Origin of the sequence: Pseudomonas sp. 57B-090624, from assembly GCF_003234055.1 — a bacterium.
Lineage (GTDB): Bacteria > Pseudomonadota > Gammaproteobacteria > Pseudomonadales > Pseudomonadaceae > Metapseudomonas > Metapseudomonas tohonis.
In genome coordinates, this window is record NZ_QKRU01000004.1 from 65279 (window position 1) to 81643 (window position 16365).

11 protein-coding genes and 1 pseudogene are annotated in these 16365 nt (G+C 67.0%); 3 read left to right on the top strand and 9 right to left on the bottom strand.

The genetic code is table 11. From position 1 onward, the window contains the following. Positions 1–45: 45 nt before the first annotated feature. Positions 46–735 (bottom strand): annotated as a pseudogene (locus DMX10_RS02970) (DUF4241 domain-containing protein). Between the two features lie 360 nt (positions 736–1095). Here DMX10_RS02970 and DMX10_RS02975 point away from each other — a divergent pair. Continuing rightward, entirely contained in the window at positions 1096–1587 is a 492-nt protein-coding gene (locus DMX10_RS02975; protein WP_256604745.1) for a DUF6348 family protein, read from the top strand. Positions 1588–1660: 73 nt separating this feature from the next. Here DMX10_RS02975 and DMX10_RS02980 read toward each other — a convergent pair whose 3' ends face one another. The 3 genes from DMX10_RS02980 to DMX10_RS02990 form a co-directional block, all read right to left on the bottom strand. Then, positions 1661–2032, bottom strand: a complete 372-nt coding sequence (locus DMX10_RS02980; RefSeq protein ID WP_111259707.1) for a hypothetical protein — start codon at positions 2030–2032, stop codon at positions 1661–1663. A gap of 40 nt (positions 2033–2072) precedes the next feature. After that, entirely contained in the window at positions 2073–2450 is a 378-nt protein-coding gene (locus tag DMX10_RS02985) for a hypothetical protein (protein ID WP_111259708.1), read from the bottom strand. Positions 2451–2799: 349 nt separating this feature from the next. Next, complete coding sequence (locus DMX10_RS02990) at positions 2800–6921, bottom strand: bifunctional diguanylate cyclase/phosphodiesterase (RefSeq protein WP_111259783.1); 4122 nt, start codon at positions 6919–6921, stop codon at positions 2800–2802. Positions 6922–7251: 330 nt separating this feature from the next. On the opposite strand from DMX10_RS02990, the gene ettA reads away from it, so the two are divergent. Next, entirely contained in the window at positions 7252–8919 is a 1668-nt protein-coding gene (gene ettA, locus DMX10_RS02995; RefSeq protein WP_111259709.1) for an energy-dependent translational throttle protein EttA, read from the top strand. Between the two features lie 84 nt (positions 8920–9003). On the opposite strand, the gene DMX10_RS03000 is transcribed toward ettA, so the two are convergent. Further along, the gene (locus tag DMX10_RS03000) at positions 9004–9372 is read right to left on the bottom strand and encodes a hypothetical protein (RefSeq protein ID WP_111259710.1); all 369 of its coding nucleotides are present in this window, start codon (positions 9370–9372) and stop codon (positions 9004–9006) included. A 353-nt stretch (positions 9373–9725) separates the two neighbouring features. Between DMX10_RS03000 and gdhA the strand changes: the two genes are divergently transcribed. Then, on the top strand, positions 9726–11060 hold the full coding sequence (gene gdhA / locus DMX10_RS03005; protein ID WP_111259711.1) for an NADP-specific glutamate dehydrogenase: 1335 nt from the start codon (positions 9726–9728) through the stop codon (positions 11058–11060). 90 nt (positions 11061–11150) lie between these two features. On the opposite strand, the gene DMX10_RS03010 is transcribed toward gdhA, so the two are convergent. The 4 genes from DMX10_RS03010 to DMX10_RS03025 all read right to left on the bottom strand — a co-directional run bounded on the left by DMX10_RS03010 (position 11151) and on the right by DMX10_RS03025 (position 15514). Beyond that, positions 11151–12686: an amino acid ABC transporter permease/ATP-binding protein gene (locus tag DMX10_RS03010; RefSeq protein ID WP_111259712.1), complete on the bottom strand. Its 1536-nt coding sequence runs from the start codon at positions 12684–12686 to the stop codon at positions 11151–11153. An 85-nt stretch (positions 12687–12771) separates the two neighbouring features. After that, positions 12772–13572: an ABC transporter substrate-binding protein gene (locus DMX10_RS03015; RefSeq protein WP_111259713.1), complete on the bottom strand. Its 801-nt coding sequence runs from the start codon at positions 13570–13572 to the stop codon at positions 12772–12774. Positions 13573–13607: 35 nt separating this feature from the next. Further along, positions 13608–14660 (bottom strand): isopenicillin N synthase family oxygenase, encoded by a 1053-nt coding sequence (locus tag DMX10_RS03020; RefSeq protein ID WP_111259714.1) that lies wholly within the window; start codon positions 14658–14660, stop codon positions 13608–13610. Positions 14661–14674: 14 nt separating this feature from the next. Beyond that, on the bottom strand, positions 14675–15514 hold the full coding sequence (locus DMX10_RS03025) for a sugar phosphate isomerase/epimerase (RefSeq protein WP_111259715.1): 840 nt from the start codon (positions 15512–15514) through the stop codon (positions 14675–14677). Between the last annotated feature and the right edge of the window lie 851 nt (positions 15515–16365).

Sequence of the window (16365 nt, forward strand, 5' to 3'; positions counted from 1 at the left end):
CAGCTTCCAGCTTCCAGCTTCCAGCTTCCAGCTTCCAGCTTGTTGTCAGCGCAACAACAGGAAATCGGTCACCACCGCCACCAGCCGGCCGTTGGCGTCGTAGCCGAAGTAGCTGGGGTAGGCACCGTCGCCTTAGCCGCTGGAGAAGAACGCCACGTTGCCGGCGTCGGTCGGCAGCAGGTACCAGCTGCGGGTGTGCTGGTAGGTCTTGTCCAGTTCGGCGAACAGGCGCTCGTCGAAGGCCTCGCCCTCCTGGTCTCGACGGGCCTCGTAGCTGCGCAGGGCGGCGGCGTCCATGAAGCCGCCGGTGCCGCTGTCCACCCCGTAGCCGAAGAACTCGTCCGGGCCCAGGGTGTTCGGGTCCTGGCCGTTCACCAGGGCCATCTCCCAGCGGGTCGCCGGGCCGGGGGCGAAGACGATGCGGGCGAAGGCCACGCGTTCGTCATCGCCGATCCGCGCGATGGCCAGTTGCAGGGGGAAGCGCCCCTTGGGTACGGGCTGGGTGAAGGGACCGTCGCAACTCACCAGCGGGTCGCAGGCCACCAGTTGCCCGGTGGGCAGCTCCAGCTCGCCGATGGCCTGCGTATGGAGGCGGTAGTCCTGGCCCTCCACCTGCACCCGGTAGCCCTCGGTGAAGGCGGCATCGAAGAGCGGGTGGCCCGTCGGGGCGGCGGCCTCGGCGTGGAGCGCAGGCAGGGCCAGCAGCAGGGCGAGCCTGGCGACGTGTCGGCTCATGGTCGGTGGTTCTCCTTCTGTAGGGCGGCGGCGGAGCAGATCCCACGCCCTGGTGCCCCCGTGTGCAGACGGGGGCGCTCAATACCTGCGGCGCAGCCAGGCAAGTGCGTCCTGCTCGACGGGCTTGCCGCTTCGACCGCTCAAGCGCGTTAATCTACGCGCCGTTCCGGCCCGCCTCGGGCGCGCCATCATTGCATAAGGATCGAAGATGGAACCGGTCTCCGTTTCGCAGCGCCTGGCTGCATTGTTCGAAGCCCATGGCGTCGAGTTCGTCGTGCACGAGGGCTGGGTCGCCCCGGGAGGCCGGCTGCCGGCGATCCGTGCCACCTGGTATCCCCGCGGCAAGACCGGCGGCTCGACGTGGACGTGCTGCTGGAGGACGACAACCGCCAGTTCCAGGAGGCTTTCGCCGGTGTGGGCGAGGGCGAGTCGGGTATGCAGGACGCCTGGGAGAACTTCTGCCGCAACAGTTTCCATGTGCTGCTCTCGGCGCTGTGGGGCCAGGTCGATGAAGACCAGGTGACGGTGGAGACCTGGCAGGTGGGCGGGCAGCGCTTCGAGGCGCACCTGGGCAACCTCTGCACGCGGGGCGCCGATGGCAAGGTGCCGGAGCTGCCGGCCGAGCTGTTCCCCAGCATCGAGGCGCAGATCCGCGCGCTGCCGCTGGATGGGCGCATCCACTGGTTCCGCCACTTCTTCTGCGCCTTCGACAACCAGCGCACGGTGGAGGCGCTGTTCGACAACGAGCCCTGGCCGGAGGGGATGGAGCGCTTCGCAGGGCTGGCCTGGGAGGATTCCGAGGCGTACTACAGCGCGCGGAGCTTCCTGGTGATCAAGCCGATCCCGGCCTGACCGGAGCGGAGCTTCCCCAAAGCAGGAAGCCCCGCATCAGGCGGGGCTTCTTGCTACTGGGCGACGGGGTGGATCAACGGTTGTTGTAGCCGTCTTCGCTCGGGTCGTAGGTGATCTGGTAGACGTTGAAGTTGGCGCCACCGGCGCCCACGCCGGTGTAGGTGAGGCGGCCCTGGCCCTTGTACAGCTCTTCCATGCGCATGGCGTCGCTGCCGAAGTAGAAGGGGATGAACATCTTGCCGGTCATGTGGTTGTAGCTGTCGGTGGGCTGGCCGATCAGGTCATGCACCTGCTTCATGGACATGCCGGGCTGGACCTTGGCGAAGGGACTGCCTGCCGGGATCTGCCCGACGATCTGCTGTTGCGGGGCACGCGGCGAGGAGCCGCAGGCGGCCAGCAGGCCCATGGCGGCGATCAGGCCGATTTGCAGGAACTTGGTACGCATTGAACTTCTCCAGAGTGGTGACGTTGATTCAGTGGGCCGCTCAGCCCTTGTAGCCCTTGTCCAAAAGGTCCTGGGTCATTTCTTCACCCGCCTGGACACACTCTTCATGGGAGCCCGGGAGGAAGTTCAGGAAGTGCCAGGTGCCGTCCTTCTTCATCGCGAAGGCCTGCATGTCACCGGTTTCCCGGCCATCGGCCCTGACGCTGTTGACGGTCTGGCAAGCGCCAATGCCGTTGATTTCGGTGTATTCGCCGAACTTGTAGACGTCCTTCACCAGCAGGTTGTCGATCACCACCTTCTGGACTTCGGATTCGGCGGAGTTGCAGCCGCCGAGCACGGTGGCGAGCCCCAGCGCGACGGCGCAGCGGAGCAGGTTGGCAGGGGTGGGGCGGTGTTTCGAGGCGCGAGAAACGGTCATGACGCAATCTTCCTTGTGCGGGGTTCTTGTTGGGGGCGTGGAGCAGCCTGGCTGCCTGTAACGAGCGGCCAATAGGGGATGGACCCGAGGGGCCGCCACACCGGGACGCTGGATTCCGGCCACGAAAAAAAGCCACGACTTGGCGGCAGGTACAGCGGAACTCAGGGGGCTTTGCAGATACTGGCGAGGGTGTTTCGGGGTCGCTTCGTACTTGCAATCCTTTGCAACACTTAAATAGCGAAGCGCAATCTGGCAGGGCTGTAGGAAATATTCAACTTCATTCGTATGACAACCAGAAGCCCATCACAGCGGCTGGTTCGGGGCGGTCGTTGCCGGCTTCGTGTGTCGCTCAACTGAGCATGAACAGCGCCGCGCCGCCGAACTGGGCTTCGAACTGCTCGGGGCTCATGGGGCGGCCGAAGAGGTAGCCCTGCACTTCGTCGCAGCCGTGCTCGCGGAGGAACTCCAGCTGGGCGTGGGTCTCGACGCCTTCGGCGATCACCGCGAGATTGAGGCTGTGGGACATGGCGATGATGGCGCGGGCGATCTGTGCATCGCGTTCGCCGTCGGGCAGGCCGTCGACGAAGCTGCGGTCGATCTTCAGCACGTCGATGGGGAACTGCTTGAGGTAGTTGAGCGAGGAGTAGCCGGTGCCGAAGTCGTCGACCGCGATGCACAGGCCCAGGCGCTTGAGGCTGGCGAGGATCTGCATGGCTTCGCCGACGTCGCGCATCAGGATGGATTCGGTCAGCTCCAGCTCCAGGCACGCCGGCGGCAGCCCGCTCTCGGCGACGATCGTGGAGATGCGTTCGACCAGTTGGCCGTCGGCGAACTGGCGGGCGGAGATGTTCACCGAGATCTTCGGCAGGCGCATCTTCTGATGGTGCCAGTGCCTGAGCTGGCGACAGGCCTCGCGCAGCACCCAGTCGCCGACGTCCACCACCAGGCCGAGTTCTTCCAACACCGGGATGAAGTCATTGGGCGGCACCAGGCCACGGGTCGGGTGGTTCCAGCGCAGCAGGGCCTCGACGCCGGTCAGGCGCTTGCCGTCGCCGGAGAACTGCGGCTGGTAATAGAGCACGAATTCGCGCTGCTCCAGGGCGTGGCGCAGGTCGCTCTCCAGCTCCAGGCGCTCCAGGGCGCGGGCGTTCATCTCGGCCTGGTAGAACTGGAAGTTGTTCTTGCCGCGCTCCTTGGCGTGGTACATCGCGGTATCGGCGTTCTTCATCAGCTGGCTCAGCTCGCGGCCGTCCTGCGGGCTGAGGGCGATGCCGATGCTGGCGGTGACGAAGAACTCGCGGCCTTCGAGCACGAAGGGCCGGGCGAGGCTGGCGAGGATCTGCTCGGCCACGTTGATGGCGCGGTTGAGCGCGCCCTCGCGGGTGGTGCGCGGTTGCAGCAGCAGGGTGAATTCGTCGCCGCCCATGCGCGCCACGGTGTCGTCGTCGTCGACGCAGGCGGCCAGGCGGATGGCCACGTCCTTGAGCATGCGGTCGCCGGCGGCGTGGCCGAGGGAGTCGTTGATCGGCTTGAAGCGGTCGAGGTCGAGGAACATCAGCACCACCCATTCCTGGTGCCGCTCGGCATGCTGCAGCGCGGTGTGCAGGCGGTCCTGGAACAGCGTGCGGTTGGGCAGGTGGGTGAGGGCGTCGTAGTAGGCCAGGCGATGGATGCGCTGCTCGCTGGCCTTGCGTTCGCTGATGTCGCTGAAGAAGCAGACGTAGCTGACCAGGTCGCCTTCCTCGTCGTGCACGGCGGTGATGCCGATCCAGGAGGGGTAGGTGTCGCCCTGGCGACGCTTGAGCCAGACCTCGCCTTCCCAGCTGCCGCGCTGGTTGAGCTGGCCGAGGATGTAGTTGAGCTGGGTGGCCTGCTGGCGATCGGCGGTGAGCACTGACGGCAGCTGGTCGAGGACTTCGGCGGATGAGTAGCCGGTGATGCGGCTGAAGGCCTCGTTGACCTGGACGATATAGCCGGCCGGGTCGGTGACCAGGATCGCCGAGGTGGAGTGCTCGAACACCGTGGCCGCCATGCGCAGGTCCTTCTCGGCACGGCGTTGCTGGCTGATGTCGCGACCGACGCCGAGCAGGCCTTCGAAGCGGCCGTGCTCGTCCCACATGAGCATGATGCGCAGCTCCACCGGGATCTTGCGGCCGTCGGCACGCAGGCAGTCGAACAGGAACAGCTGGGGCGGCAGCTGGTCGCGCAGTTCCGCCAGGCGCTGGGGATCGCCCAGGGCGTGGTTGACCTTGTCCATCAGCACGAACAGCGAGGCGAGCTGGCGTGGGTTGGCCACGGTGCCGTTGAACCCGTGCTCGATCACCCATTCCGGGCTCAGGCCCAGCACCGGCTGCACCGAGGGGCTGACGTAGTTGAGGTTGATCTCGCGATCACTGGTGAAGATCACGTCGCTGATGCTTTCGGCCAGCAGGCGATAGCGCCGTTCGCTCTCGCGCATCAGCTCGCTGGCCTCGATCTGCTCGGTGATGTCCTTGGCCACGCCGATCAGGCGGCTGACCCGGCCGTTTTCATCGCGGGTCAGCGCCTGCTCGCGGATATCGAACCAGTGCCAGTTGCCGTCGCGGTGGCGCCAGCGCAGCTGGCACTGCAGCAGCAGGCCGTCGCCGACCACCTGCTGCAGGCTGCGCATGCGCCAGTACTGTTCTTCGTCGTCGGGGTGCAGCACCTGCTCCCAGAAGCGCTCGCCCATCGCCTTCAACTCGCTGCGGCTGTAGCCCAGCTGCTGGCCGAGGCGGTTGTTGCTGAGCATCACCTTGCGGTTGCCGATGTCGTGCACGTAGAGGGTGTCCGGCACGGCCAGCACCACGTCGGACCAGAAGCGCTCGCGCTCGATCAGCGAGAGCTCGATGCGCTTGCGGCTGGTGATGTCGCTGATGCTGAGGGTGACGGCGTGCAGGTCCTGGATCATTTCCGGCAGGCGCAATACCACCCAGAGATGCCGCTCGGTGCCCTGGGGCGTGACGATGCGGGTCTCCAGTTCGATCTGCGACTGGCTGCCGAGCACGGCGCCGATGAGCTGGGCGCGGATGCCCCCGTTGCGCAGCGGGCCGTGGCCGATCAACAGCTGCCAGACCTGTTCGCTGCTGCCGACGCCGAGCAGGCGCAGGGCGAACTGGTTGACCTCGGTTATGCGCAGGCGCTGCAGCAGCTCGCCGTGGCGCCCGGGATGGGTGTCGATCCACTGGGCGAGGGCCTGGGTATCGCGCAGGCCCAGCTGGAACAGGTGCTCGCGCAGGGTGGACAGGTCGAGTACGCAGAGGGCGACGCCGGTGCCTTCGAAGATGTCCTGGTAGCGCCGGCGGGTTTCCTGCAGCACGCGCAGGGCCTGCTGCTCCTCGGTGACGTCGCGCAGGACCCAGACGTAGCCGATCAGCTTGGCGCCGTCGTTGAGGTCGCTGCGGGTCACGGCGAACAGGCGCTGCTCGCCATCGACGCCGGCGGGCACCAGGTCCGGGCCGAGGTCGTTGGGGAAGGTGGTGGCGTGCAGCAGCAGCGGGTCCAGCCCGGGCAGCAGGGCCAGCAGGTGGTATTGCTGGGACTCTTCGCTGCTCATGCCGAACATCGCCTCGGCGCGGGCGTTGAGGTAGCAGACGACACCGTCGGTCCAGGTCACCACCACGCGCTCCTCGATCACGCCGAGGGCGCTGGCGGCCTGGCGCAGGGAGCGCCGCGAGGCGTCGTTGAGCTCGCGCAGGTTGCGTTGCTCGCGCTGCAGGACGAGGAGCGCGAGGGTCGCCAGGGTGGCACAGATGAGGAACAGCGCCAGCCGTCCGATCAGGCCCGGCAGCAGGTCGGCCTGCACCTGGCGTTCGTCGTAGAGGGCGCGCAGCTGCCAGTCGCTGTTGGCGAGCGGCGCGATGAACAGGGTCTGGGACTCTTCCAGCGCCGTCACCGGCATCACGATGGGGCTGTCCTTGGCGACCTTGCCGCTGTGCAGCAGCACGCGGTCGCTGAAACGGTCCTCCAGCAGCCAGCCGGACTGGCCGCGCTCCTGTTCGCGGATCCAGTTGCGCAACGCCTGCGGATCGAGCCGCAGCAGCCAGGCGCTGCCGGCCTGCATGTCCCGCAGGATCAGGTAGAGCTGGCCACCGTCCTGGGCGCTGAAGGAGAAGTGCACGGCCTGGCCGGCGGAACGTTGCGCGAGGCGGGCGACGAACAGCGCGTCGTCGGCGCCGGGGTCGCTGTCGGCGACGATGCCGCCACGCGGTGTCAGCCAGGCGACGCTGCGCATGGCCGGGTAGATGCGCTTGAGGTTGTCCAGCAGGCCGGGTGCGGGGGACGGCTGGCGGGCGCTCTGGGCGAGGAAGGCGAGGCCGGCCTGGGCCTTGAAATCCATGCTGCCTTCGAGGTGGCTGGTGATCTCGCGGGCCAGCTCCTGGCTGCGTTGGCGCTGGCCGTCCTTCAGCTGGTGGTATTCCTGTTGCAGCTGCCAGAACAGCAGGCTGAGCATGGACAGCACGAGCACCAGCAACAGCCCCTTGACCGAGCGGTGCAGTGGCGGGCCGTACGGCTCTCCGGGCGCACGCGGGGTGGTCGAGGGGCGAAGCTTGGGCACTGGACGAATCCTGCGATGACGACGAAATAGGCAGGTGATGCTGGCCGACTGAACTGTAGTCCGGCGCTTACAAGCGGGCTAGCATGCCTTGAAGTGAGGCAGAGTGCCAGCATGGCCGACGAGCGTCGTTTGCCCTGCTTCGCCCATTCCGGTAGCTTTGCCGCACGCGCGCGGGAGCGCATGCGTCCCCGCCTTTTACCCCTGATCACAGAACCAAGGTCACCCATGGCTCAATACGTCTTCACCATGCATCGGCTGAGCAAGGTCGTTCCGCCGAAGCGGGAAATCCTCAAGAACATCTCCCTGTCGTTTTTCCCCGGCGCCAAGATCGGCGTGCTGGGCCTCAACGGCTCGGGCAAATCGACCCTGCTGAAGATCATGGCCGGTGTGGACACCGAGTTCGACGGCGAAGCACGGCCGATGCCCGAGCTGAACATCGGCTACCTGCCCCAGGAACCGCAGCTGGACCCGACCAAGAGCGTGCGTGAAGTGGTCGAGGAAGCGGTCAGCGTCGTCAAGGACGCCCAGGCCCGCCTGGACGAGGTCTACGCCGCCTACGCCGACCCGGATGCCGACTTCGACAAGCTGGCCGCCGAGCAGGCCAAGCTCGAGGCCATCCTCCAGGCCAGCGATGGCCACAACCTGGAACGCCAGCTGGAAGTCGCCGCCGACGCGCTGCGCCTGCCGGCCTGGGATGCCCGCATCGAGCACCTTTCCGGTGGCGAGAAGCGCCGCGTGGCCCTGTGCCGCCTGCTGCTGTCCGCCCCCGACATGCTGCTGCTGGACGAGCCGACCAACCACCTGGACGCCGATTCCGTCGCCTGGCTGGAGCACTTCCTCCACGACTTCCCGGGCACAGTGGTGGCCATCACCCACGACCGTTACTTCCTCGACAACGTCGCCGGCTGGATCCTCGAACTCGACCGTGGCGCGGGCATTCCGTACGAGGGCAACTACTCCGGCTGGCTGGAGACCAAGTCGGCCCGCCTGGCCCAGGAATCCAAGCAGCAGTCGGCCCACGAGAAGGCCATGAAGGAAGAACTGGAGTGGGTGCGCAAGGGCGCCAAGGCCCGCCAGTCGAAGTCCAAGGCCCGCCTGCAGCGCTTCGAGGAGATGCAGTCGCAGGAATTCCAGAAGCGCAGCGAGACCAACGAGATCTACATCCCGGCCGGTCCGCGCCTGGGCGACAAGGTCATCGAGTTCAAGAACGTCACCAAGGGCTACGGCGACCGCGTGCTGATCGACAACCTGTCGTTCTCCATGCCCAAGGGCGCCATCGTCGGCGTGATCGGCGGCAACGGCGCGGGCAAGTCGACCCTGTTCCGCATGATCATGGGCAAGGAAACCCCGGACTCCGGCAGCATCGAGATCGGCGAGACCGTGAAGCTCGCGTGCGTGGACCAGAGCCGCGACGACCTGGACGGCAACAAGACCGTGTTCCAGCAGATCTCCGACGGCTCCGACCAGATCCGCATCGGTAACTACGAGATCCCGTCGCGCACCTACGTCGGCCGCTTCAACTTCAAGGGCGGCGACCAGCAGAAGTTCGTCAAGGACCTCTCCGGTGGTGAGCGTGGCCGCCTGCACCTGGCCCTGACCCTGAAGGAGGGCGGCAACGTCCTGCTGCTCGACGAACCGTCCAACGACCTCGACGTCGAAACCCTGCGCTCCCTGGAAGAAGCCCTGCTGGACTTCCCCGGCGCCGCCATCGTGATTTCCCACGATCGGTGGTTCCTGGACCGCGTCGCCACCCACATCCTGGCGTACGAAGACGACTCGCAAGCGGTGTTCTTCGAAGGCAACTACACCGAGTACGAAGCCGATCGCAAGAAGCGCCTGGGCGATGCCGCTGCCCAGCCGCACCGCGTGCGTCACAAGAAGCTGGCCCAGTGACCTGAGGTCATCCCCCGGTCGACGCCGGGTGGGCTGCACAAGAAAACGGAGCCGAAAGGCTCCGTTTTCGTTTCCGCTCCCGGCTTACTTCACCTTGCGGGCCAGGTCGTCCAGGCTGCGTTGCAGCTGGTCGCTCTTGCGTCCCTGCTCCTCCAGGTCGCTCTTGAGGTCGTCCACCTGGCGCCTCAGGGCGCTGAGGGTGTCGGCCTGATCGCTGCTCAGCTGATTCAGCTTGTTGATGTGCTTCTGCATCTCCTTGACATCGCCGACGCTGATATTGCTCTCCGTCAGTTGGCCACCGTGGGAGGTGCTATCCACGGCGGCGAGGTTGTCATAGCTGCTGGCCGAGCCTGCCATCTCGACACCCGCTCGGGCCTGGCCGATGCCGGCGAGCAGCAGGGCGGTGACCGTGGTGGCGGCGAGGAGGGAAGGACGCATGCGCGAGCGGTACATGGATGAGCTCCTGGAGTGGGTGCCGAAATGGCACATCGCTATGACTGGTTCGAAGAAGCCGGGTTCTCCCCTGGACATGCGTGGATACAAAGGCTGTCCGCAGGCCCGCGAGGAACGCGCCGGAGCCCTGCGTGGCCGGGGTGCGCCATATGAGGGCTGCAAGCGCTCCGACAAGGTGCAGTGGAAGCGTCGGTCATTCGCCGTTTCAGAGCGGTTTATCCCTATGGCTTTCGGCGGCTTTTATAGATTTGCACCAAAAAGATTCAATAAAGCGTCATTTTGCACTTCTGTAGGGCGCATTTTCCTTGCTAGAGTCAGCGCCCTTTTGAACAGAACGAGCAGGCCAGGACGCCATGACCGAATCCGTCGACAACTATCTTGCCCGCCTGAAACGGCGTGACCCCGACCAGCCCGAATTCCACCAGGCCGTGGAAGAAGTGCTGCGCAGCCTCTGGCCCTTCCTCGAGGCCAACCCGCGCTACCTGCAGGGCGGCATCCTCGAGCGCCTCGTCGAGCCCGAACGCGCCATCCTGTTCCGCGTGCCCTGGGTCGACGACGCCGGCCGCGTGCGGGTCAACCGCGGCTACCGCGTGCAGATGAGCAGCGCCATCGGTCCGTACAAGGGCGGCTTGCGTTTCCACCCTTCGGTGAACCTCGGCGTGCTCAAGTTCCTGGCCTTCGAGCAGGTGTTCAAGAACTCCCTGACCTCGCTGCCCATGGGCGGCGGCAAGGGCGGCTCGGACTTCGACCCCAAGGGCAAGAGCGATGCCGAAGTCATGCGCTTCTGCCAGTCCTTCATGAGCGAGCTGTACCGCCACATCGGCGCCGACCTCGACGTGCCCGCCGGTGACATCGGCGTCGGCGCCCGCGAGATCGGCTTCCTCTTCGGCCAGTACAAGCGCCTGTCCAACGAGTTCACCTCGGTGCTCACCGGCAAGGGCCTGGCCTACGGCGGCAGCCTGATCCGCCCGGAAGCCACCGGCTACGGCTGCGTGTACTTCGCCCAGGAGATGCTCAAGGGCCGCAACAGCGGCTTCGACGGCCAGCGCGTGGCCATCTCCGGCTCCGGCAACGTGGCCCAGTACGCGGCGCAGAAGGTCATGGAGCTGGGCGGCAAGGTGATCTCCCTGTCCGATTCCGAAGGCACCCTGTTCGCCGAGGGCGGCCTCACCCAGGAGCAGTGGGATGCGCTGATGGAGCTGAAGAACGTGCGTCGCGGGCGCCTCAGCGAACTGCAGGGCGCCGGGCTGCGCTTCATCGCCGGCCAGCGCCCCTGGAACCTGGCCTGCGACATCGCGCTGCCCTGCGCCACCCAGAACGAGCTGGATGCCGATGACGCCCGCACCCTGCTGGCGGGCGGCTGCATCTGCGTGGCCGAAGGCGCCAACATGCCCTCGACCCTGGAGGCTGTGGATATCTTCATCGAGGCCGGCATCCTCTACGCGCCGGGCAAGGCCTCCAACGCCGGCGGCGTCGCCACCAGCGGCCTGGAGATGAGCCAGAACGCCATGCGCCTGCACTGGAGCGCCGGCGAGGTGGACCAGCGCCTGCACGGCATCATGCAGAACATCCACCACGCCTGCGTCGCCCATGGCGAGGAGAACGGCCGGATCAACTACGTGAAGGGCGCCAACATCGCCGGCTTCGTCAAGGTCGCCGACGCCATGCTGGCGCAAGGCGTGGTCTGAGGCGCGCGGCGCAGCTCCGGTGAAGCGGACCCGTCCGCGATGAAGAAGGGCAGCCCGGGTGGCTGCCCTTCTCGTTTCCGCCTCCTGGGGTCAGGCGCTGGCGCGCTGCTCTTGCTCCGGCAACCCCATGAAGCGGCGGATGCGCTCGCCGGCGCGGTTCTCGCGGATCGCCTGCGGGCTGGCGTCGACCTGGACCAGGCCGTCCTCCATGAGGATCACCCGGTCGGAGATCGACAGCGCGAACTCCATCTCGTGGGTGACGATCACCAGCGTCATGCCCTCGCTGGCAAGGTCGCGGATCACCTTCAGCACCTCCCCCACCAGCTCCGGGTCGAGGGCCGAGGTGGGCTCGTCGAACAGCATGATCTGCGGGTCCATCGCCAGTGCGCGGGCGATGGCGACCCGCTGCTGCTGGCCGCCGGAAAGCTGGTGCGGGTACTTGTGCGCATGGGCCAGCAGCCCGACCTTGTCCAGCAGCGCGCAGGCGCGGGCCTCCGCCTCCTGGCGTGGCAGGCGGCCGTGGTAGCGCGGCGCCAGGGTGACGTTGTCGAGCAGGGTGCGATGGGGGAACAGGTTGAAGTTCTGGAACACCATGCCGATGTGCTGCACGCCCCGGCGCACGCGGGCGTTGCCGGGTTTGTCGCCCGAGGTGATGTAGGTTTCGCCGAAGAGCACGATCTCGCCCTGGTCGATGCTCTCCAGGCCGTTGATGGTGCGGATCAGCGACGTCTTCCCCGAGCCCGACGGGCCGATGATCGACACCACCTCGCCCGCTCCCACCTTGAGCTCGATGCCCTTGAGCACTTCGTGGCGGCCGTAGCGCTTGTGGATGTTCTGCAGTTGCAGCGCCGGCGGCGTGCCCTTGCCGGTGGCGCGCGCCACCCGGGCGGCGAGGTGCTGGCTCGTGCCGCGCAGGGCGGCTAAGGCCTCGGCGGTCAGCGTCTGCGGGGCGCGACGGGAGAGGTCGAGACGGCGCTCCAGCGCGCCCAGCAGCCAGCCGAACAGGGTGACGATCAGCACGTAGTAGGCGGCCACGGCGCAGAGTGTCTCCATCACCAGGAAGTTCTGCGCGTAGAGGCGCTGGCCGACCATCAGCAGCTCGGTGAGGGAGATCACCGAGACCAGCGAGGTCAGCTTGACCACCGTGATGTATTCGTTGATCAGCGTCGGCAGGGAGATGCGGAAGGCCTGCGGGATGACGATCAGGCGCTGGATGCCGAGCCCGCCGATGGCCAGTGCGCGACCGGCTTCCTTCTGCCCCTTGGCCACCGAGATCAGCCCGCCGCGGTGGATCTCGGCCATGTACGCGGCCTCGGTCAGCACCAGGGCGAACAGGCCGGCGAGGAAGGGGTTGGACAGCAGCTTGCCGGTGACCGGGAACAGCTGCGGCAGGTTGTAGACGAACACCACCAGCACCAGCAGCGGCACGCTGCGGAAGAACCAGATGTAGAGGCCCACCGGCACCCGCAACAGTGGCAGCGAGGAGAGCCTGGCGCTGGCCAGGAGAAAGCCCAGGACCATGCCGATGAACCAGGCCAGGGTGCTCAGTTCGATCACCGTGACGCAGGCCTTCCAGAAATCGACCAGCGAGAACAGCGAGAAGAAATACGACCATTCGAATTGCATGGGCACCTCGGTCGACCCGCCCTGCGAGGGCGGGCCCGTGTAGCGGGAAACGGGGCGGCGCCCTGGCGCGGCGCCGCCGTCACTCTCAATTGGCGGCGGGGGCCTCGAGGCTGTACTTGCTCAGCATCGCGGCGTACTCGCCGCTGGCCTTGGCGCCGGCGAGGGCCGTGAGCAGGGCATCGTGCAGCGCCTTGTTGTCCTTCTGCACATAGATGCCGAGGGTCTGCTTGTAGATCAGCCCCGGGGTGCTGACCACCACGCGCTGGCGCGAGCGCTCGGCGATCTGCTTCGCCGCACCGGCGATCTCCACCTGGGCCTGGATGTGGCCGGAGATCATCGCCTGGGTGGCCTCGGGGGCGGAGGGGTACTCGCTGACGGTGATGGCGCCCTTGCCGTTGGCGGTGCAGTAGCTGGAGGACAGCTCCTGCAGCTGGGTGACCCAGGTGGTGCCCTGCTGCAGGCCGACCTTGAGGCCGCACAGCTCTTCCGGGGTCTGCGGCCTGGCCTCGGCGTCGGCCTTGACCAGGATCGAGGCGCCGGTCTGCGCGTAGGGGATGGCCAGCGCCTGGGCGGTGCGTTCCGGGGTGATGTACATGCCGGAGATCACCGTGTCGAAGTGGCGGGCATTGAGGCCGAGGATCAGCCCGGCGAACTTGGTGTTGACGTAGGCGACGTCCAGCTTCAACTGCTTGGCCAGGGCTTGCGCCAGGTCCGGGTCGGACCCCACCACCTTGTCGCCCTCGTAGGACTCGAAGGGCGGGTAGGTGATGTCCATGCCGACCTTGAGCTGGCCGGGGGTGGCGACGCCGACGTCGGCCTGGGCAAGGCCGGCGGCCAGCAGCGCGGCGGCGAGGGCGGTGGAACGCAGGGCGGTGGAAGGCTTCATGGGTGGTGCTCCTCTGGTCAGCGGATGTGTGCGGCTCAGGACGGCTGCATCTGGTTCTTCAGGTGGCCGAAGCTGGAGGGCTTGCGCGCCCGCTCCGGCAAGGCGATCTCGCCGGCTTCGACGCGCCGGCGCAGGTACTGGTACGTCTGCAAGGCCTGGGCCCACATGTGCTCGCCGATGGCAATCTCCTCGTAGGCCTGGGCGCCGTCACCGGCGAATTGCGGCAGCGGGCGGATCTGGGTGTGGAAGTCGCAGGCGTAGAACAGCGGGAAGGAGTAGCGCTCCTCGCGCACGCTGCGCACCCGGTGCGAGGTGGCGACGAAGGCGCCGGCGGTCATCACCTCCAGCATGTCGCCGATGTTCACCACGAAGGCCCCATCCAGGGGCGGCGCGTCGATCCAGGCACCGTCCTCGTTCATCACCTCCAGGCCCGGCTTGTCGGCGAGCAGGATGGTGAAGCACTCGTAGTCGGTGTGGGCGCCGATGCCCGGGGCGTCCTGGGCGGCCTCGTCGAAGGGGTAGTGGATCAGGCGCAGCTTGGACGGCGGGCGGCTGACCATGGCGTCGAAGTAGTCCTCCGGCAGCCCGAGGGCCAGGGCGAAGCCCTGGAACAGCCTGCGGCCGAGGGCGAAGACGTCGGCGTAGTAGGCCTGCACCGCGTCCTTGAAGCCGGGAACGCCCGGCCAGTCGTTGGGCCCCAGCAGCGGGGTGCCGGCGAGGAACAGCGGGTCGTCGCGGCTGACCTCGTAGCCGATGTCGAAGGCTTCCTTGTGGTCCGGCTTGCCCTTGGAGTAGACCTCCTCGCCTTCGGGCACGAAGCCCTTGTGGCTCTCGGAGGTGCCGATGTAGTGGCGCATCTTCGCGTCCAGCGGTTGGGCGAAGTAGTCCCGTGCGGCCTGGCGCAGGCCGTCGATGCGTGCCGCGGCGATGCCGTGGTTGCGGATATAGAGGAAACCCACCTCGCGGGCCGCCTTGCCCAGGGCCTGCGCCACCGCCTGGCGGTCTCCCAGGCGTTCGCTGAACAGCCCGGCGATGTCGATGACCGGGATCGAGGTGAAGGCACTGCTGGCCGTGTCCTGTGCGTGCATGTCGTGGCTCCGTCTCAGCCGAAGAGGCGTTGGAAGTGCTGGCGCTGGCGCTGGCCGATCCACTGGTTGAGGAACCAGAGGTCGGCGACCGGCATGTTGGTGAAGGGCAGGTGATGCAGATAACCGTCCGCGCCGAACTCCGGCGTCAGCGTGGTCACGGCGTAGCCGCGTGCCTGCTGCGATCGCCACACCGCCTCCCAGTGGCGCTCGTGGAAGTCCAGCGCGGCGGCGTATTCGGGAGCGGCGGGATGGGGCACCTGCGGCCCCTGGTCGTAGCCGACCCGCGCCTGGATGTGGTGCACACGCTCGACGAAGGGGCCGAGGTCGTCCTCGGGGTCGTCCAGCAGGCGCTCGCAGGCCACCACCCAGTGGCTGATGTCGCTGGTGAAGCGCAGCTCCGGCAGTTGGCGGATCAGCTCCAGGGTGACCCAGGGGTTGAACAGCGAGCGGGCGCGATGGGTCTCGAAGCAGCAGGCCAGGCCCTGGCCGGCGGCGACCTCCAGGGCGCGGCCGAAGAAGTCCACCTGCATCGCCAGCGGCCAGCGGTCGTTGCCCGCCAGCAGGTTGACGAAACGCGGCTGCAGCTCGGCGGCCAGGTCCAGCTTGCGGGCCAGGTCCTCCAGGTGCTCGTCGGGCTGTGCGGCCTGCTTCGGCAGCACGTCGTAGGCGGTGAACAGGGTGCAGATGTAGGCCAGCTGGTTGTCGCGCAGCAGGCCGGCGAAGGCGCGGCGCTCGGCGGCGTCCAGCGGCAGGCGCGCCTCCATGCCGTCGAAGCCGGCGGCGCGCAGTTCCTCCAGGGCCTGGGCGCGGGGCGCAGTGTAGCCCCAGAGGGTGCGGAAGAGTTCGAGTCGCATGGGCGTATCCCGGTCGGGGACGCACCCGGCACGCAGGCCGACGGGCGCGGCAGGCGTGCCGGGCGGTCAGGCGATTGTCGTCAGCGGAGCCGGTAGGGGGAGATGCAACGGGCGGGGGCGTGATGCACGGCGCATGGGGCGGTCCTCTGACAAGCTCGGTCGGGGCGGCTGGGCCGACCCTTTCTTGTGGTTACGCCACGGCTGTGGCGGGCTTGGGCAGTCAAAGGATTCACGGGTGGCCCGGGGAGGGCCGCGCGCTCTGCGGCGCGATGGGCGATTCTGTGGCGCGCGCGGACCGCGAAAGAATAGGAAAGGCTAAATACTTAGTTCAGGAAATCCGAAACTAACAGGGGAGCCGAAAGAATGGCGGCGGGCTGCGCGAACGGGGGATCGATGGCTCGGTCTGCGCTAGCTGTCGTGCACTCGATGCGAAGCCTCAAGCACGGTGCTTCCGGTTGGCTCCCTATCACGCCCACCGCATGGGTTTCGCTTCGCTCTACGCCATCCTACGAAGGCCGCCAGCCGCAGTGCGCACCCAGTGGTGATGCGCACATCAATGTGAAGTCGTGAGCTTCGACGTTGGAGCAGCGGCCAAACGCCCCTTTCAGGAGGCCGATGATGGAGCGAGGGAACCCGACATAGTCGGGCCGTATGCAGGGGCACGTTTTTTGGTTCCTTTTCACCGGGCTGGCGTTCCAGCGATTGGAAAAGGGACTCGCCCGGCGAGGCGAAACAGAAACCATTAGCAAAGCTCGGCAATCACCTGAACTCGAAATCTTCCAGCAGCACTCAACACAGACAGCGCCATTGAAATCACCCCTACAGGGATTGCCGCGTTGGCTGGCGGGCTC